The sequence below is a fragment of the Mycobacterium paraffinicum genome, assembly GCF_025822865.1.
Taxonomy (GTDB): domain Bacteria; phylum Actinomycetota; class Actinomycetes; order Mycobacteriales; family Mycobacteriaceae; genus Mycobacterium; species Mycobacterium paraffinicum.
Genome location: NZ_JACKUR010000027.1, coordinates 366,041 through 382,881 on the forward strand (window position 1 = coordinate 366,041; position 16,841 = coordinate 382,881).

Below are 16,841 nucleotides of genomic sequence, written 5' to 3' on the forward strand. Positions count from 1 at the left end.
CTACGCCGCGCTCGCGATCGCCACTAGCGCGCCTTCCAGACCGGTTCGCGCTTCTCGGCGAAAGCGAGCGGCCCCTCCTTGGCGTCTTCGGACCTGATCAGGACGCCCATTTCTCTCATGGTGCGCTGCCATCCCGCTTCCTCGTCGGTGATGACACCGTCGTCGACCCCGTAGGCGATGCGCTTGCTGGCCTGCACGGACAGCGGCGCGTTGACGGTCACCCGCGCGGCCAGGGCGAGCGCGGCCTCGAGCACCGTGCCCTCCTTGACCACCTGGTTGATCAGGCCCCACTCGAAGGCATCGGTGGCGGTGATCGGCTCGCCCGTCAGCAGCAGCTCCATCCCCACCTTGCGCGGCAGCTGCTGCACGATCCGGAACACGCCGCCCGCGGCCGCAATCAGCCCGCGTTTTACCTCCGGCAGGCCGAACTTGGCCCGCTCGTCGGCCACCACCAGGTCACTGGCCAGGGCCAGCTCGGTGCCCCCACCCAGGGCGGTGCCGTTGACCGCCGCGATGGTGGGCTTGTCGATGAAGTGGTGCACGTAACCCGCGAAGCCCCACTCACCGTGCTCGGGGTGATACAGGTTCTCCCGGCGCGAGATCGCCTTGAGATCGGCGCCGGCACAAAACGACTTGTCGCCGGCGCCGGTGATCACCACGGCCCGCACCTCGGGGTCGTGCTGCGCCGCGTCGAGCGCGTCCCCGACGCCGATGCTGACGGCACCGTTGACCGCGTTGCGGGCCTCGGGCCGGTTGATGGTGATCACCATGACGTTGCCGCGTCGTTCGACCAGCACCGCCGGCTGGTCGCTGGCAGCGTCCGTCACAACAGCTCCACGATGGTGGCGTTGGCCTGGCCACCACCTTCGCACATCGTCTGCAGGCCGTAGCGAATTCCCTTGTCCCGCATGTGATACAGCAGCGTGGTCATCAGCCGCGCACCCGAGCCGCCGAGCGGGTGGCCCAGCGCGATGGCGCCGCCGTTGGGGTTGAGCTTCTTCTCATCGGCGCCAATGTCTTTCAGCCACGCCAGCGGGACGGGGGCGAACGCCTCGTTGACCTCGTACGCGCCGATGTCGCCGATGGAAAGGCCGGACTTCTTGAGCGCCTTCTGGGTTGCCGGGATGGGCGCGGTCAGCATGATCACCGGGTCGGCGCCGGCCAGTACCGCGGTGTGCACCTTGGCGATCGGCGTGAGGCCCAGTTCCTTGGCCTTCTCTGCCGACATGAACAGGAGTGCGGCCGAACCGTCGGTGATTTGCGAAGAGTTGCCGGCGTGGATCACGCCGTCTTCCTTGAACGCCGGCTTCAGCGACGCCATCTTCTCCATCGGGGTGCCGCGGCGGATACCCTCGTCCTTGAGGACGACCTTGCCATCCTGATCCTTGATCCCGACGATCTGGTCGTCGAACGCGCCGGAATCCTGTGCGGCGGCGGCCTTTTCGTGTGATCCCAGCGAGAATTCGTCGAGCGCGGTGCGGTCGAAGCCCCACTGCTCGGCGATCATCTCGGCACCGAGGCCCTGGTTGGGCGTCTTGTGGTAGCGGTCCTTGAAGGCCTGCGGGTAGGGGTTGCCGCCACCGGCCAGCGACGAACCCATGGGGGTGCGCGACATCGACTCGACACCGCCGGCGACGACGACGTCGTAGTGTCCGGCGACCACGCCCGCCGCGGCGAAGTGGATGGACTGCTGGCTCGACCCGCATTGGCGGTCGACGGTCACGCCCGGCACGGTCTCGGGCCAACCGGCGGCCAGCAGCGCGGTGCGGCCGATGTCGAGGGCCTGCTCACCGGCCTGCATGACGCAGCCCCAGATGACGTCGTCGACGATTCCCGGGTCGATACCGGCCTTGTCGACCAGCCCGTTGAGGACCTGCGCGGACAGGTCGGCCGGGTGCACCCCCGACAGGCCGCCGTTGCGCTTCCCGAGCGGTGAGCGGACGGCCTCGACGATGACGGCTTCAGCCATGGTTGTGTCTCCTTTGACGTTAGGACCTCAGGTATTGGTGAAAGTGAGTCTTGCCTCGATTGTCAACCAACGCGTTGGGAGGGCGCGGGGCGGGGTGGTCCTAGGCGCCGCCACCACCGGCCGTGTTCTTTGCGGGCAGCAGTCGGCGACGGAGGAGGGGCAGCCCCGGGCCGTCGAAGGCGCAGCAGCGCGGGACGGCCGGTGACCGTCATCATGAGGGCGGCCGCGGGACCGCAGACTTCGATTCCCCTCCCCCACGCCCGGTCAACGTCAGTCGCGTACAACGAGATGCCCCAGAGCCGACCCAGCCGCACGAAGCCGAACGGCCACGGCCCGGTCAAGAAATCCAACGCCAGGGCCGCCAGCCCGGGGTCTGGCTTGAACGGCAGATCAAGCGGGAGCCTGATATCGCCGCTATGGACCAAGACGTCAGCGAGCGGGTCAAGCGGCCCGAACAGCGGCGGACTCAACGGATGTTCGGCACAACCGCGCAGGGTGGCCGCGATGTCGGCAGCCGGTAGACGTGCCCGACGGCGCGCAAGCTCGTCGATCGCGCGTGCCATACTGCCGCGGCGCAGAGCCGTTCCCATGAAGACCCAAAAACTGTCGGCGAAGACGCTGACCAGGTGTGCGGCCACCGTCTTGATATCCCAGCCCGCGCACAAGCTTGGTGCTCCTAGCTGTGCGTCGTCCAGGCGGTCGATCAAGGTCGCGATCTGATGTCGCTGGTCCGCAACAGCAGCGAAGACATATCCGCGGTCCACCCGCACCAGACCACTTTAGTCCGGAACAGATATTTGGTTCAATAGATCATCGATCGTCGGCAAACGCGACCACGGATTTCGGGGAAGGGGTGCGGCGTGGGCAACCGGCAGACGGCGCGCACGCCGGTTCGGTGAAGTTCGCCGATGGGCCGACGACCTCACGACATAGTCAAGAATTCGCCAAACCAGAAGTTTGTTCTGTGACGCGAGCCGTACAACGGCAATAATGGTCGAGTGAAGCGGCTCAACGGCATGGACGCGATGCTGCTGTACAGCGAGACGCCGAACCTGCACACGCACACCTTGAAGGTGGCGATCGTCGATCTCGCCGATCATCCCGGTGACTTCGATTTCGAGCTGTTCCGGCGCACCTTGCTGCGGCGTCTGCACCGGCTGGATCCGTTGCGCTACAAGCTCGTCGACATCCCGTGGCGACTGCATCATCCGATGTGGCTGGAGAACTGCGACGTCGATCTCGACTACCATCTGCGGCGCCTCCGGGTGCCCAGCCCCGGTGGGCGCCGGGAGCTCGATGGAGTCATCGGCGACATCGCCACCGCCCCGCTGGACCGCGGGCGACCGCTTTGGGAGTTCTATTTCGTCGAAGGCCTGGCTGGGCAACGGATCGCGATCATTGGAAAGCTGCATCACGCCCTGGCCGACGGGGTGGCATCGTCCAACCTCTTGGCCAGGCTGATGGATCTTCCGGGCGCAGCGCAAGACGAACGCGACAACGACACGACGTGCGTGTCGCCGTCGAAAGGGGAGCTGCTCCGCGCGGCGGGCCGCGACCACGCGCAACAGTTGGCCGCAATGCCCCGGGTGCTGGCAAGCGCGTTTTCTGGAGTGCGGCGGCTGCGCCATCGCGCCCGCGAGCGAGGCACGCAGCCCGATCTCGCCCGAATGCTGCACGCTCCGCCGACGTTCATAAACCACGTGGTGTCACCGGTACGCACGTTTGCGACCGCCACGCTGTCGCTGGCCCAGGTGAAAGAGACCAGCAAGAGCCTGCAGATCACGGTCAACGACGTGGTGATGGCGAGCGCCGCGGGCGCGTTGCGGCAGTTGCTACTGCGCTACGACGGCAGCGCGGACCGGCCCCTCGTCGCATCAGTCCCGGCGAGCACGGACAGGTCTTCGCAGCGGATCAGCGGCAACGAACTCGGTGGCATGGCGGTGTCGCTGCCCACGCACATCGACGACCCATTGGAGCGGGTGAAGCTCACGGCCACCAGCACCGCGATCGCCAAAGAAAACAACGAGCTTTTCGGTCCCGAACTGTATGGCAAGTTGATCACCTACCTACCGCCGTTTGCGGCGCCGCCGGCCTTCGGCTGGTTGGCCCGTCGGAATTCGCAGACCAGGCTGTTCAACCTTCCCGTGTCCAACGTCGTGGGACCACGTGAGCCGGGCCAGCTCGCGGGGGCACCCGTCAGTGAAATCTATTCGGCGGGGCCGCTGATCGCCGGGTGCGGCATCAACGTCACCGTGTGGAGCTACGTCGACCAGCTGAACATCTCGGTCATCGCCGATGACCGCACCCTTGGCGACACCCACGAGATGACCGACGCCATGGTTTGCGCATTTCATGAAATCCGCTCGGCGGCAGGCTTTTCCGACACGCCGGCGTAGGAGTCGACTCAGCCCAGAATGGGGAACCGTCGCCGACGGGCCAGCCGGTCGAGGGCCGCCTGCATTTGCGACCGGACTTCCACGTCCACCTCGTAAGCGTCTGGTTCGCAGCCGAATCGGGCTCCGACGTCGATCGGTCGCAGAACCTGGGCAACGATCTTGGTGGGCAACGGGAGGTTGAACGGCACGATGACGCTGAGGCCGAACGGAAACCCCAGGGTTACGGGCAGAATGTCCGACCGGAACCGCGACAGGCCCAACCGCTTCGCCAGCCATGTGCCGCGAGTCAAAAACAGTTGGCTTTCCTGTCCGCCGATGGACACGGCCGGCACGATCGGTACTCCTGCTTCGATGGCGCACCTGACGTATCCGGTGCGCCCGTTGAAGTCGACGACGTTTTCGGCCAGTGTCGGCCGATAGGCATCGTAGACACCGCCGGGGAAGACCAGCACGACGCCGCCCGACCGCAGCGCGTTTGTGGCGTTTTCCGTGCTGGCGTGAATCACGCCCAGGCGGGCCATCCAATCAGCCATCGGTCCCGGGAACAGTCCGTCGTGGCCGAGCGTGTACAGCGGGCGGTCGTAGCCGAAATTGCGGTAAAACGCCGCTGCGAAGATCAGCACGTCGGGCGTCAGCATGCCGCCCGAATGGTTGGCCACCAGCAGGACGCCGCCCGTTGCGGGGAAGGACTCCAGTCCACGCACCTCGAATCGAAACCAGCGCCGGGCAACGGGTTCCACCGCGGCGACCAGCCGCTCGGTGAGGTCGGGGTCCCAACCGGTGATCTCGGTTGCGCTCACGCGACCGGTGTGAACTTGAGGTGCAGCTCGGTGAGACCCCGCATCTGCCAGGTCGGTTCGTAGGAATAGCGGCGCCCATCCGCCGGCCCGTGCTGCGCTTCGGCAATACTGATGTCCGTCATCCGGTCCAGCACGCGATTGAGCGAAATCCGTCCTTCGGTCCGCGCCAGCGGCGCGCCGGGGCAGGAATGATTTCCGCGCCCAAAGGCAAGGTGTTCGCGGACATTCGGCCGATCGATGCGGAAATCGTCGGGTTGATCGAACTTACGGGCGTCTCGATTACTCGCGCCGGGCAAGAGCATCACCGTGCTGCCGGCCGGAATCGGGATGCCGCCGATCGATGTCGAGGTTCGGGCCATGCGGAAGTGACACTTGACCGGGCTTTCCATGCGCAGCGTCTCTTCGACGAAAGTTGGAATCTTACTGCGGTCTTCGCGCAGCAACGTCTGCAACTCAGGGTTCTCGGCGATCATTCGGACGCCGAAGCTGAGCAACTTCGTCGTGGTCTCCTGGCCGGCGGCAAAAAGGAAGGTGGCCAGGCGGACGACATCGATGACTTCGGGAGTCGAACCGTCGGGATATTTGGCCTGTGCGAGCTCGGTCAGCACATCATCCCGGAGTTCGCGCCGGCGTTCGGTGATGTGGGTGGTGAATTTTTCGTCGAGGTACTCCAGCGGGTTGTGCGCCCGTGTTATCGAGTCGTCCTCGATTCCGCCGGAAACCTTGCCGGAGAAGGCGATGCGGAACTCTTCGTGGTCTTCGGGTGGAACTCCCAGGAGGTCGGCGATCACCAGCCCCGAAAAGGGTCGCGCGTAGTCGTCGAGGAACTCACACGATCCACGGGACACGAATTCGTCGAGCTGCTCATCCGCGAGTCGCCACATGAATTCTTCATTTTCCTTGAGCCGCTTGGGTGTCAGCAGACGATTGAGTAGGCCTCGCGTACGGGTGTGGTCCGGAGGGTCTTGGGTGACGATGTGCTCGCTCATCGGAATCTGCGGCCGGTGCTGTTCGATCAGCGCACCAATGTCGTCGCCCTCGGGCTCGAAGGGCAACCCGGAGAATGGACCCGCCACCGACACACATGACGAGAACGCCGGGTCTTTGTAGACGGCGAGCGCTTCGCGGTGCCCCGTGATCGCCACCACCCCCGGCCCGGGCTGCGGCAGCACAGGGCAACGCTGCCGCAAGTGGTCGAAATAGGGATACGGGTCCGGAACAAGCGCCGGGTCAGTGAAGAAATCGACCGACTCGAAATCACTCAACGGAACTCCTCGGCATCCAAGCGATCCCTCAGGGCCCAGGCCACCCGGGGCGCAACGAACTTAGACTCCAATGTACGAGCTGAACAAATATTAGGTCAAGCGGAGTGGCGATCGTGGCGGTCCGATGCATTCCCCTCCCGCCGACACCAGCTCTTCGGCGAGGCGTATCGCGTCGGTCATGGGCGGTTCATGTTTCCGGAAGCCTCAGCGCCGTAGGGTGCCGCGATGTGAGCACCCCCGCACCCGGGCCCGGTTGGTGGCTGGCGTCGAACGGCAACTGGTATCCGCAGAAATGGGAGAGCACTTTCGTCGCGTACACCAACGAATCCCTGCAAGCGGTCTTAGAAGAGGCGAACCGTTTGACGCAGGCTTACGGGGAGCAGGGGTGGGAGATCGTCGGGTCGTCGGTGCAGCGCACCCAGGTTGCCCACCGCTTCAAGGACTACGGCCCAGGCGGGGACCACTACTTCGAGTGGAGCATCGTCTGCACCCTGAAGCGGCCCGTAGCGCCGGGCTGACATCGCCTCGTGCCGGAAGTGGTCCGCTAGCCGGCGGGATAGCCGACCGATTTGATCTCGGTGTATTGGTCGAAGCCGGCGACGCCGTTCTGCCGGCCCACCCCGCTGGCCTTGTATCCGCCGAACGGGGTGTCGGCGCCGTACGGGGCGCCGCCGTTGACGCCGATGAAGCCGGCCCGGATCCGGCGGGCCACCGCCAACGAGCGCTCCAGCGAACCCGACATCACGTTCCCGGCCAACCCGTACTTGCTGTCGTTGGCGATCCGGATCGCGTCCTCCTCGTCGTCGAACGGGATGACGGACAGCACCGGGCCGAAGATCTCCTCCTGCGCGATCGTCATGGAGTTATCGACGTCGGTGAAAAGCGTTGGGCGAACATAGAATCCCTTCTCGAAACCGGTGGGCGCATCCGGGCCGCCGACCAACGCCGTGGCGCCCTCCTCGACGCCCTTCCTGATGTAACCCATGACGCGGTCGCGCTGGACCTCCGAGATCACCGGCCCGCATAGCGTTCCGGGGTCCTGCGGATCACCGCACGTGACGTTCTCGTAGATGCTCTTGAGGATTTCCACGCCCTCGTCGTAGCGCGACCGCGGCAGCAGCATCCGGGTGGGGTTAGCGCAGCCCTGCCCGGCATGCATGCACGGGGCGATGCCGATCGCGCACGCCAGTCCGAAATCGGCGTCCTCGAGAACGATGGTGGCCGACTTGCCGCCGAGCTCGAGGAACAGCCGCTTCATGGTGGCGGCGCCCTTTTCCATGATCCGCTTGCCGACGACGGTCGAGCCGGTGAACGAGATCAGGTCGACCTTTGGCGACAGCGTGAGCTCCTCGCCGACGAAGTGATCCGATGCGGTGACCACGTTGACGACTCCGGCGGGGATGTCGGTCTTTTCGGCGATCAGCCGGCCGAGGCGGGTCGCGTTGAACGGGGTGTTGGGCGCCGGCTTGAGCACGACCGTGTTGCCGGTGCCCAGCGCCTGGCCGAGCTTGTTGAGGGTGACCTCGAAGGGGAAGTTCCACGGCACGATCGCGCCGACCACACCCACCGGCTCCCGCCATACCTTGATCGTGGTGTTGGCGCCGGTGAGGCTGATGACCCGGTCGCCGAGGTCGGTTTCCCAGGCGTACTCGTCGATCAGTCTGGCCGGGTACTTCAGCCCGTCTTCCAGCGGGGCGTCCAGCTGCGGACCGAACGTGATGGCCCGGGGCGAACCCACCTCGAGGATTAGCTCCTCGCGCAGCTCCTCCTTCTCCGATTCGATCGCCTCGTGCAGTTGCAGCAGGCAGCGCTTGCGCAACTCCCGGTTGGTCGACCAGTCGCTCTCGTCGAAGGCACGCCGGGCGGCGTCGATCGCCCGGTGCATGTCCTCCTTGGACGCGTCGGCGACCTCGCCGAGCGACTCCTCGGTCGCCGGGTTGATATTGGTGAAGGTGCCCGCTTGGCCGTCGACGAGCTTGCCGTCGATCATCATCTTCGGCTCGAAGCGGACCTTTACAGCCTCAGTCATATCTGTCACTCTTTCAGACTCGTTGGCGGGGCGTCCCGCGGGGCGCTGGTTACCCTACGGAGAGCCTTACCGGAAACTAGCCAATTGGCAAGCTGCGACCCGTTCCGGGACCGGTTATTGGGGGTCGAACAGCACCGGTACCGACGTGGGCGAGCGGAAGACCTGCCCGCGGATATGCGGGTCGTCCGCGTCGGGGTCCAGCCGCAGGTTCGGCAGCCGGTCGAGCAAAAGGTTGATGGCGGTTCGCATTTCCAGCCGCGCCAGGTGCATGCCGAGGCAGACGTGCACGCCGTGCCCCCAGCCCAGGTGGGCCCTGGTGTGCCGGAAGATGTCGAACGTGTCCGGATCCTGGTAGCGGTCTTCCTGCCGGTTGGCGGCGCCCAGCATCGGCATCACCGTCGAGCCGGCCGGTATCGGAACCCCGCCCAGTTCGGTATCGCGGGTGGCCAACCGGGTGATGGTCAGCAGCGGTGGTTCCCACCGCACGCCCTCCTCGATGGCCTGCGGGAGCAGCGACCGGTCCGCTCGGATGGCGTCGAGTTGCTCGGGATTCGACAGCAGCGCTAACAGTAGGCTGCCCAGCGACCGGTACGTCGTCTCCACCCCGGCGGGCAGCAGGAGGCGTAGGAACGAGTAAATCTCCTCGTCCTCGAGCTTCTCCCCGTCGATCTCGGCCTGCGCCAGCGCGCTGATCAGATCATCCTTGGGCTCGGCGCGGCGTGATGCGAGGATGGGTGCGAAGTAGTCGCAGAGCGCGGCCGAGGCGGCAAGGCCGCGTTCGGGGTTCAGGATCCAGCTGAGCAACGAGATGGACCACCGTTGGAACTGGGGATAGTCCTCCTCCGGCAGGCCCAGCAGGCCTGCGATAATCTGACTCGGGTAGTCGAAGGTGAATTCCTTGACCAGGTCGGCCTTGCCGTTCGCGGCGAACTTGTCGATGAGACTGTTGGCTACCCGCCCGACGAGCTCGTCTTCCCAGCGCGCCAATGCCTTCTGCGAGAACGCCTTTGACACCAATGACCGCAGCCGGCCGTGCACCGGTTCGTCCATTCCCAGCATCACCCGCTCCCCCAGTACCGGGCCGAACGCCGCGATGACCGCCGCAGACGAGAAGGTCTCGTTGTCCCGCAGCATCTGCTGGGCTTCCTCATGGCGGTAGACGATGAAGACCGGTTTGGATTCCTCGTGCGGCATCCCGGAGGTGTCCAGGCGCTGAATGGGCTCCTCGCGGCGCAGCCGCGCCAGTTCCGTATACGGGTCGCGCACGTCGCCGGAGACCGCATCGTCGAAGGCGCCGAAGTCCTCCAGGTCGTCGAAAAGCTGTTCCATGATTACCCCTCAGTCCCTTGAGTTTCCTTACGCTTCGCCGCCAGAGCGGCCAGGCGTTGCAGCACCGGCTGCGGTAGAACGCGCGCCGCCCATACCATCGCCCTCTGGCCCAATGTCAGCGGCCACGCCCCGCCCCGCATCGACCCTTGTTTGGGTATGCCCAGCACGACCCGCGACACGTGATGCATGCCCGCAGCCGGCAGGATCCTGTTGGCCGCCAGCAACATCGACGCATCCGGTCCGACACCACGGCGGCGGAACGGACCCCGGTCATCCAGCGCCTTGAGCAGGCCATCGGCGAACCGCTCGGGCGGCCGGGCAAGCTTCATCGCGGCCCTGCCCCGGCTGTTCATGGTGTTGTGCAGCCGCGTATACGGTCCGTCGAAGTTGCGATCATCGATGGTCCCCGCGTCGGTGATGATGTCGGTGTCGTACATGCCGGCCACCAGGACGGTGACACCGAGACCGAAGGGCGCGATTTCGCATCCCATCGACTCACCCCACCGCTCCAGCGCTCCCTTGGCCGCCGAGTACGGTGCGGTGCCCGGCTGACCCCGCACCCCGGCCGCACTCGATACCAAGACGATTCGGCCCTCGCCCGCCGCGCGCATCGATGGCAGCAACGCCTTGGTGAGGGCGACGGGACCCATCACGCTCGTGGTGAACATGTTCTGCCACAGCGCCATATCGGTCTCCTCGACCATTCCCGCGGCGGAGATCCCGGCATTGTGCACGATCGCGTAGGGCGCGCCGACGGCTTCTTCGATGGCCTTGGCCGCCGCGGAGATCGAAGCGGGATCGAGCAGGTCGAGTTGGACGCCGATCAGCCGATCGTCGTCTTGACCGGCCCCGGTGGCCTCCCGTAGCAGCGGGAGCCCGCGATCGGGGGTCCGCATGGCCGCGACCACCCGCCAGCCTTCGCGGTGCAGGCGCACGGCCGAGGCGAATCCCAGCCCGCGGGACGCACCGGTGATGGCGACGGTGCGCGGCTCAGCCATGCGCGCTCGGGGTTGCGCAGGCGCCTTCACCCGGCGCATCGACATGAGGCCGCCCATTGGGTTCCCCGCTCGCCCAGGTCGACCAGATGCCGACCGAGTAGGGGCCCTGCGCGCCGGCCTTCTCGTAATATCCCTGCGGGTCATACACTTTCGCCTCCGGATAAGGCCACGGGCACGCGACTGAAGTCGCCGCATGGCTGACCTTGATGACCCAGAACCACGCTCCGTAGGCGAAGTAGGACACGTTGATGATCGCGAACATCACCAGGAACGTGCCGAGGACCGGGCGCGCCGGGAAGATCCTGGCCTTCGCGGCCAGCTTCTCGGCAACCGATTTGCCGGTGTCGTCGCGGTAGCACAGTATCGCCGCGGGGACCATCACGAAGGTCACCGAGAACGACTCCCAGATCAGCGGGAACTGGAACGTCGTACCGGTGAACACCGAGCCCCACGGAATCACCTGGGAGTAGATGTACATGCCCATGTGGACGAGCTGGATCTCCAGCCAGGCATCGAAGACGAAGCCGATCGCACAGGTGAGCAGACCCAGGCTGACCAGCGGGTGCCGCGACACGAACGCCGTCGGCCCGTACTTGGCCTGCAACTTGCGCAGAATCCAGATCGCCGGGAAGTAGGGCCCGAAATAGAAAGTGACGTAACCGAATACGACGAACGGCTCGACGGTCGGCGACAGCGACACCAGCGGCCAGGACTCCGGCCAGTGGATGAGGTCGGGGTTGTACACCGCGAACGGAGACCAGTTCATGATCGGGTCCTGCCACACGATCAGCGTGGTGCACAGGAACATCAGCATCACCGGACTGCCCGGGTTGCGGCGCCAACCCCTGATGAACACCACGAGCAGGACGAGCAGCATGATGACGGTCGAGATGTGCAGGAACGTGATGTAGTCCAGACCGAAGATGAACTTCACCGGGCGCGGCCGGCCGTGCACGTTCGGGTTGGCGACGCGCGGGTCGAGGGCGACGCGGCAGTTCGCGATGAAGAACAGCGCGAACGCGGCGAGGGCGGCGCCGGCGATCCAGCCGCCCCAGCCGCGCTTCTCCGTGCGCGGCGGGAGCACCGGTTTCTGTTGTGCGGCAGACGGTGTCGATTGGTCGGTGCTCATGTCAACCTTACTCTCCGAAACGATCCACGAGATGCGAGTTGGTGCCGTCGGCATCGAGCGTCCGTGCCACCAGATAGCCGGCGCCCATCCACGCGCGGCGGGTCCATTTCCCGAAGGAGACACGAGTGCCAGGGGCGCCCGACGCGGCGGGCATCATCTTCACCCGCTCCAACGCCTCTTTGACGCCGCGCGGACTCAGCGGGTGCGCATCGGCGAACGCGCGGACCAGGGTCGCTGCGACGTCGTGGTTGACCACCGACACGCAATATTCGGGCCGACTGCCGTCGTATTGCTTCGCGTACCGGTCGAGGAACTCCTGGCCGAGCCGATTCTCCTCGTCGTACTGGTCGACCCCGACCCACCCCATGAAGGCGTCCCACATCACGGGGTTCACCCAGGCGTTTTGGAAAGCCGTGGTGGTGAATCGCGGTGGATCCCAGTTGACGGCTTCCAGCGCGGGGTTGATGAACACGATGCCGAAGCCGAAGCCCAGATGCACGATCGCCTCGGACTTGGCCTCGTGCAGCGTGCGGACGGCGTCGTTGATGTCTTGCGCGGTCTGGGCGATCGCCGCTTCCGCGACGATGCGAATCCCGTTGCGGCGGCAGGCACTTCGCAAGCTCTTCAGGTAGCTTTCGCCGATCAGGTTCTGCTCCACGAGAACTCCGATCTCGGAGAGTCCGCGTTTGGCGACGAGGTCGGCGATGAAGATCGGCTCGTCGGTCATCGAGCCCTGCGGGAAGGCGAAGGTCCATTCGCCCAGCCAGTCGTCGGTGCCGGTGACGCTGATCGCCGGCACTTTGAACCGCTCCTCGATGGCCTCGCGGGTCGGCACGCAGTTGTCGGTGATGTGCGGCCCGAACACCACCAGGCAGCCCTCGTCGACAAGCTCGCCGAAAGCGTCGATCACCGCCTTGACCGAGCCTTTCGGTAAACCCTCCACCTCGCGGTAGATCATCTGCACGGGTCGATCGATCAGGCCCTGTTCGACCGCTTCTGCGAAGACGAGGTCGAAGCACCGCGTAAAACTCGCCATCAGTTCTTCCGGGAACCCCGGCGGCAGCCTGAAGTCCATCAGGTAGCCGACCTTGATCGGCTCAGCGCTGCTTTCGTAAGACATCCAACCTCCCGGTTACTAGCTCACAGCCGCAATTCATTTCGCCGCCCCGCCCAGATATATCTCGATCATCTCGCCCAGGGCCCTGCCCACCGCCACGTCATCGGTGAGCGGTCCCGCGATCGCGGCGCGAGCCGCCTCGCGCATCGTCAGCCCCTCCGCGACAAGCCGGCCCGCCGCGATCAGCACCCGGGTCGACGCCACCTCGCGCAGTCCGCCGGTTTCCAGCCGCCGGATGGCTTGTCCGAACCGCACCAGCTCGACGGCGGTGGCCGCGTCCACGCCTGCCTCGTGCGCGACAATGCCCTCTTCGACATCGGCTGCGGGGAAATCGAATTCAATTGCGACCATCCGCTGCCGGGTGGAATCCTTGAGGTCCTTCAGCACGCTTTGGTAGCCGGGGTTGTAGGACACCACAAGGCCGAATCCGGTCGCCGCCTCCAGCGTGACCCCGAGCCGCTCGATCGGCAGCTGCCGCCGGTGGTCGGCGAGCGGATGCAGCACCACGGTGGTGTCCTGCCGCGCTTCCACCACCTCGTCGAGATAGCAGATCGCGCCCTCGCGCACCGCCCGGGTCAGCGGGCCGTCCACCCACACCGTCTCGTCGCCCTGCAGCAGATACCGGCCGACGAGATCCGCGGTGGTGAGGTCGTCATGGCAGGCGACGGTGATCAGCGGCCGCCCGAGGTCGTGGGCCATCGCCTCGACGAATCGGGTTTTGCCACAACCCGTCGGGCCCTTCAGGACGACGGCCAGCCCCTGGCGGTACGCCGCCTTGAAAATGGTTTCCTCGCCGCCGATCGCCTTGTAATACGGCCGCGTTCCGCCGGCCTCGGGGATCGCGCCGTTGCGGTACGCAAGCCCGGACTCGTTGGCCATAGCTTCCCTTCTGCTACCCACGGTGCATGGAGCCTATCCCGGAACAGATGTTTGTTTCAAGCTCTCTGACGAGGACGTTTAAGTTCGGCAATACAATTCGCCGGCACCTCATGAGACCCTGCGGCGAACCTCGGCCGAGCGCAGCGCGGACCGGAACAGCGGCCCGATCACGCCGGCGAGTTGGTCCGGGCGCGCGATCGTGGCGTGTGCGGCGCTACCGAACACCCGGCGCAGCGACGCCACGTCGGTCCCCGCGCCGACGGTCAGGCAGACGCAGCCGGTGCCGCGGTGGCGTGCCTCGTTCAGGGCGCGGCGCGCGTCGGCGGCGCCGTAGACGCGCTCGTACCCGTGGTCGTAGGCGAGCCCGTCGGAAAGCACGACCAACAGCCGCCGCGACGTGCCACCGCGCGCCTCCAACACCGCCGACCCGTGCCGGATGGCCGCGCCGAGGCGTGAGTACGCCCCGGGTTCAAGGCTGTTGAGCCGTTTCATGACTCGCGTGTCGAGGTGGTCGTCGAACCGCTTGACCGGCACCACGCTCACCGCCCGGCGGCCCTGCGAGTAATAGGCATAGAGCGCAACCCGGTCACCCAGGTCGTGGAGCGCGACGGTGAGGTTGGCGACCGCCGCACGCTGCTGCTGATGCACCGTCCGTCCCACCGTGCCGGGCTCCGCCGCCGATCCGGACACGTCGAGCAGGAGCAGCACCGACAGATCTCGCCTGCGCCGCAGGCTGTCCAGATACACCGCCTCGCCGGGCACCGACCCCGCCAGCACCTCGACCCTCGCCTCGACCGCCGCGTCGATGTCGATGTCGTCGCCCTGCGACTGCCGGTGGCGGCGGTGCAGGCCCATCCCGAGCCGGGACAGTGGGCGGCGCACACTGGTGGCGGCTTCGATCGCGTGCGTCGCCGATGGTTTGATCTCCGCCTCGACCTCGCGCACGGTGCACCACGCCCGCCGGTACTTGCGCCGCGAGACGTCCCATTCGGGATACGTGACGCCATCCGTGGGCTTCACCTGGTCTTCGGCGCGCTCGCTCGACGTGGCGGCCAGCGACGTCACCGCATGCAACGCGCGCCTGGCTGAGTCGGTCCGATGCGTCGGGGTGTCCGCACCGGGCGGTCCACCGCCACTACCGGTCTTGCGCGCCGACGACAGCATCTTCTTCAGCCACTTGCCGATGAAACCGCCGCCACCCACCGGGCTGGTGAACATGTCGGGATCGTCGGAGTCGTCGATCTCGCCGTCGCGGAGTTCTTCCAGAGCCGTCGGACCGCGGCTCCTGGGCACATGCCCGGGCTTTTCGCCCTCTCGTTGTTCGGCCGTCCGGTCGGACGCGGCCAACACCTTCGCCGCCCGGATGGCGCCGAATTCCCTTGGCGGATCGTCGATCACAGTCCGTCCGTCTGCGATCAGCAGCGAAGCGGCGGGCGAGTCGCTGCGACTCGCGATGCCGCGGTCCCCCAGCGACGCGAGAACGCCAGGCATCAGGTGGCTATTCGCGATGAGTGCGCGGTGCCCCTCCACCGCCAGGTAACGGTTGGCCAGCCGAGGGTGGCGAAGCAGGCGACGCATCAGCTCCGGGTCCAGGCTGCCCGCCGCGATCATGGAGGCCTGCACGGCAACGGCCTCGAGCCGCCCGCGGGCGCTCGCGCCGGCATCGACGTGGATCGTCTGGCCGTCGGTCCAGGAACGTTCACCCGGCGCCAGCTCGACCACCGCCACGGCGCGGCCGGCAAGCGCGGACGCAAGCATGCCGAGGCCCGGCAGCCGGTCACCGCGAACGTCGGTGGACACCCTTTTTCTCCGAACCGCTTGGACTTCGTTGACCAAATATCTGTTCCACCGTAAAGTCCGGTTCCACCCCAGTCAATCGACACGACGCACGTTGGCAAGGAGCACATGGTGATTGACTTCACCGGCCAGGTCGCAGTGGTTACCGGCGCCGGGCGCGGGCTCGGTCGACTGTACGCGCTGGACCTGGCGCAGCGGGGTGCCGCGGTGGTGGTCAACGACGTCGGCGGCTCGATGCGCGGCGTGGGCACCGACTCCGGCGTCGCCGACGACGTGGTCGACGAGATTCGGAAGGGCGGCGGCACCGCCGTCGCCTCGTACGATTCGGTCGACAGCCCGGCGGGCGGCCAGGCGATCGTCGACGCGGCCATGGGCTCGTTCGGGCGGCTGGACGCGGTGATCAGCAACGCCGGCATCTTCGGCAGTGTGTCGTTCGAGGACCTCTCGCTTGACGACTGGACTCGGATGCTGCGCGTGCATCTAGACGGCGGCTTTCACCTGTCGCAGCCTGCGTACCGCGTGATGAAGAACAACGGGGGCGGGCGGTTCGTCTTCATTTCGTCGTCCGCCGGGATCTTCGGTCAGCCGATGGAGGCGCACTACGCTGCGGCGAAGGCCGGCCTGGTGGGGTTGACGAACGTGATCGCGATCGAGGGCGAGGCACACGGAATTCTCGCCAATTCCGTTATGCCGACCGGCTTCTCGCGAATGGTCACCGAAACCGTCGGCGACGAGAAGTTCCTCGCCGAATCCGGCTTCATGCGGGCCATCCGGCCGGAGCTGGTCGTGCCGCTGGTGACGTTCCTCGCCAGCAGCGCGTGCACGTTCACCCACCGCAACTATTCGGCCGCCGCCGGCCGCTACGCGCGGGTATTCGTCGGACTCAGCGAAGGGTGGCTCGCGGACGCCGACAGCCAACCGACGGCCGAGGACATCCGGGCACACCTCGACGAGATCTCGTCGACGGAAAAGTTCATCGTGCCCGCCTCGATCGTGGACGAGGTGCTGGAAGTGTGCGAGCGCCGCGGCGTCAGCGCGATGCCGGGCAACGCCGAGGTCGCCTTCCCTGAACATTGACCAAAGATCTGCCCAACCGTAAAGTCCGGCTTGGTCGCAGTTGAAGGGTTTAAGAC

General features: G+C 66.3%; 14 protein-coding genes and 1 pseudogene. 3 read left to right on the top strand and 12 right to left on the bottom strand.

The annotated features are described in order from the left end of the window. Nucleotides 1-23: 23 nt before the first annotated feature. From H7J89_RS19395 to H7J89_RS19405, 3 genes and pseudogenes are all read right to left on the bottom strand, one after another. Nucleotides 24-827 carry a crotonase/enoyl-CoA hydratase family protein gene (locus H7J89_RS19395; protein ID WP_264045646.1) on the bottom strand — a complete coding sequence of 268 codons (804 nt, stop codon included), beginning with the start codon at nt 825-827 and terminating at the stop codon, nt 24-26. After that, nucleotides 824-1,969, bottom strand: a complete 1,146-nt coding sequence (locus H7J89_RS19400; RefSeq protein WP_264045647.1) for a thiolase family protein — start codon at nt 1,967-1,969, stop codon at nt 824-826. The genes H7J89_RS19395 and H7J89_RS19400 overlap by 4 nt, the downstream gene beginning before the upstream one ends. 100 nt (nt 1,970-2,069) lie before the next feature. Then, nucleotides 2,070-2,733 (bottom strand): annotated as a pseudogene (locus H7J89_RS19405) (maleylpyruvate isomerase family mycothiol-dependent enzyme). Between the two features lie 234 nt (nt 2,734-2,967). On the opposite strand from H7J89_RS19405, the gene H7J89_RS19410 reads away from it, so the two are divergent. After that, the gene (locus H7J89_RS19410; RefSeq protein ID WP_264045649.1) at nt 2,968-4,365 is read left to right on the top strand and encodes a WS/DGAT/MGAT family O-acyltransferase; all 1,398 of its coding nucleotides are present in this window, start codon (nt 2,968-2,970) and stop codon (nt 4,363-4,365) included. A gap of 8 nt (nt 4,366-4,373) precedes the next feature. Here the strand turns inward: H7J89_RS19410 and H7J89_RS19415 are convergent, their stop codons facing one another. Together H7J89_RS19415 and H7J89_RS19420 are read right to left on the bottom strand one after the other, a co-directional pair. Beyond that, nucleotides 4,374-5,165 carry a lysophospholipid acyltransferase family protein gene (locus tag H7J89_RS19415; protein ID WP_264045651.1) on the bottom strand — a complete coding sequence of 264 codons (792 nt, stop codon included), beginning with the start codon at nt 5,163-5,165 and terminating at the stop codon, nt 4,374-4,376. Next, nucleotides 5,162-6,430 (bottom strand): cytochrome P450, encoded by a 1,269-nt coding sequence (locus tag H7J89_RS19420; protein ID WP_264045653.1) that lies wholly within the window; start codon nt 6,428-6,430, stop codon nt 5,162-5,164. The genes H7J89_RS19415 and H7J89_RS19420 overlap by 4 nt, the downstream gene beginning before the upstream one ends. A 227-nt stretch (nt 6,431-6,657) precedes the next feature. Between H7J89_RS19420 and H7J89_RS19425 the strand changes: the two genes are divergently transcribed. Further along, nucleotides 6,658-6,948, top strand: a complete 291-nt coding sequence (locus tag H7J89_RS19425) for a hypothetical protein (protein ID WP_264045655.1) — start codon at nt 6,658-6,660, stop codon at nt 6,946-6,948. A 26-nt stretch (nt 6,949-6,974) separates the two neighbouring features. On the opposite strand, the gene H7J89_RS19430 is transcribed toward H7J89_RS19425, so the two are convergent. The 7 genes from H7J89_RS19430 to H7J89_RS19460 all read right to left on the bottom strand — a co-directional run bounded on the left by H7J89_RS19430 (nt 6,975) and on the right by H7J89_RS19460 (nt 15,669). After that, nucleotides 6,975-8,459: an aldehyde dehydrogenase family protein gene (locus H7J89_RS19430; protein WP_264045657.1), complete on the bottom strand. Its 1,485-nt coding sequence runs from the start codon at nt 8,457-8,459 to the stop codon at nt 6,975-6,977. A 114-nt stretch (nt 8,460-8,573) separates the two neighbouring features. Next, the gene (locus H7J89_RS19435) at nt 8,574-9,788 is read right to left on the bottom strand and encodes a cytochrome P450 (protein WP_264045659.1); all 1,215 of its coding nucleotides are present in this window, start codon (nt 9,786-9,788) and stop codon (nt 8,574-8,576) included. 2 nt (nt 9,789-9,790) lie between these two features. Further along, nucleotides 9,791-10,786, bottom strand: coding sequence for an SDR family NAD(P)-dependent oxidoreductase (locus H7J89_RS19440; RefSeq protein WP_264045661.1), 996 nt, complete (start codon nt 10,784-10,786; stop codon nt 9,791-9,793). Next, nucleotides 10,779-11,915 carry a spirocyclase AveC family protein gene (locus H7J89_RS19445; protein WP_264045663.1) on the bottom strand — a complete coding sequence of 379 codons (1,137 nt, stop codon included), beginning with the start codon at nt 11,913-11,915 and terminating at the stop codon, nt 10,779-10,781. Before H7J89_RS19445 ends, H7J89_RS19440 begins: the two co-directional genes overlap by 8 nt. A gap of 7 nt (nt 11,916-11,922) precedes the next feature. Next, on the bottom strand, nt 11,923-13,035 hold the full coding sequence (locus H7J89_RS19450; protein ID WP_264045664.1) for an ABC transporter substrate-binding protein: 1,113 nt from the start codon (nt 13,033-13,035) through the stop codon (nt 11,923-11,925). Between the two features lie 33 nt (nt 13,036-13,068). After that, nucleotides 13,069-13,911 carry a CbbQ/NirQ/NorQ/GpvN family protein gene (locus tag H7J89_RS19455; RefSeq protein ID WP_264045665.1) on the bottom strand — a complete coding sequence of 281 codons (843 nt, stop codon included), beginning with the start codon at nt 13,909-13,911 and terminating at the stop codon, nt 13,069-13,071. Between the two features lie 108 nt (nt 13,912-14,019). Next, nucleotides 14,020-15,669, bottom strand: a complete 1,650-nt coding sequence (locus tag H7J89_RS19460; protein WP_264046106.1) for a nitric oxide reductase activation protein NorD — start codon at nt 15,667-15,669, stop codon at nt 14,020-14,022. 150 nt (nt 15,670-15,819) lie between these two features. Between H7J89_RS19460 and H7J89_RS19465 the strand changes: the two genes are divergently transcribed. Continuing rightward, nucleotides 15,820-16,785 (top strand): SDR family NAD(P)-dependent oxidoreductase, encoded by a 966-nt coding sequence (locus H7J89_RS19465; RefSeq protein WP_264046108.1) that lies wholly within the window; start codon nt 15,820-15,822, stop codon nt 16,783-16,785. Nucleotides 16,786-16,841 lie beyond the last annotated feature (56 nt).

Bases quoted from the DNA above. Each gene is read 5' to 3' on its own strand.
- H7J89_RS19400 (WP_264045647.1), bottom strand. From the start codon at position 1,969: ATGGCTGAAGCCGTCATCGTCGAGGCCGTCCGCTCACCGCTCGGGAAG.
- H7J89_RS19430 (WP_264045657.1), bottom strand. From the start codon at position 8,459: ATGACTGAGGCTGTAAAGGTCCGCTTCGAGCCGAAGATGATGATCGAC.
- H7J89_RS19435 (WP_264045659.1), bottom strand. From the start codon at position 9,788: ATGGAACAGCTTTTCGACGACCTGGAGGACTTCGGCGCCTTCGACGAT.
- H7J89_RS19440 (WP_264045661.1), bottom strand. From the start codon at position 10,786: ATGGCTGAGCCGCGCACCGTCGCCATCACCGGTGCGTCCCGCGGGCTG.
- H7J89_RS19445 (WP_264045663.1), bottom strand. From the start codon at position 11,915: ATGAGCACCGACCAATCGACACCGTCTGCCGCACAACAGAAACCGGTG.
- H7J89_RS19450 (WP_264045664.1), bottom strand. From the start codon at position 13,035: ATGTCTTACGAAAGCAGCGCTGAGCCGATCAAGGTCGGCTACCTGATG.
- H7J89_RS19455 (WP_264045665.1), bottom strand. From the start codon at position 13,911: ATGGCCAACGAGTCCGGGCTTGCGTACCGCAACGGCGCGATCCCCGAG.
- H7J89_RS19460 (WP_264046106.1), bottom strand. From the start codon at position 15,669: ATGCTTGCGTCCGCGCTTGCCGGCCGCGCCGTGGCGGTGGTCGAGCTG.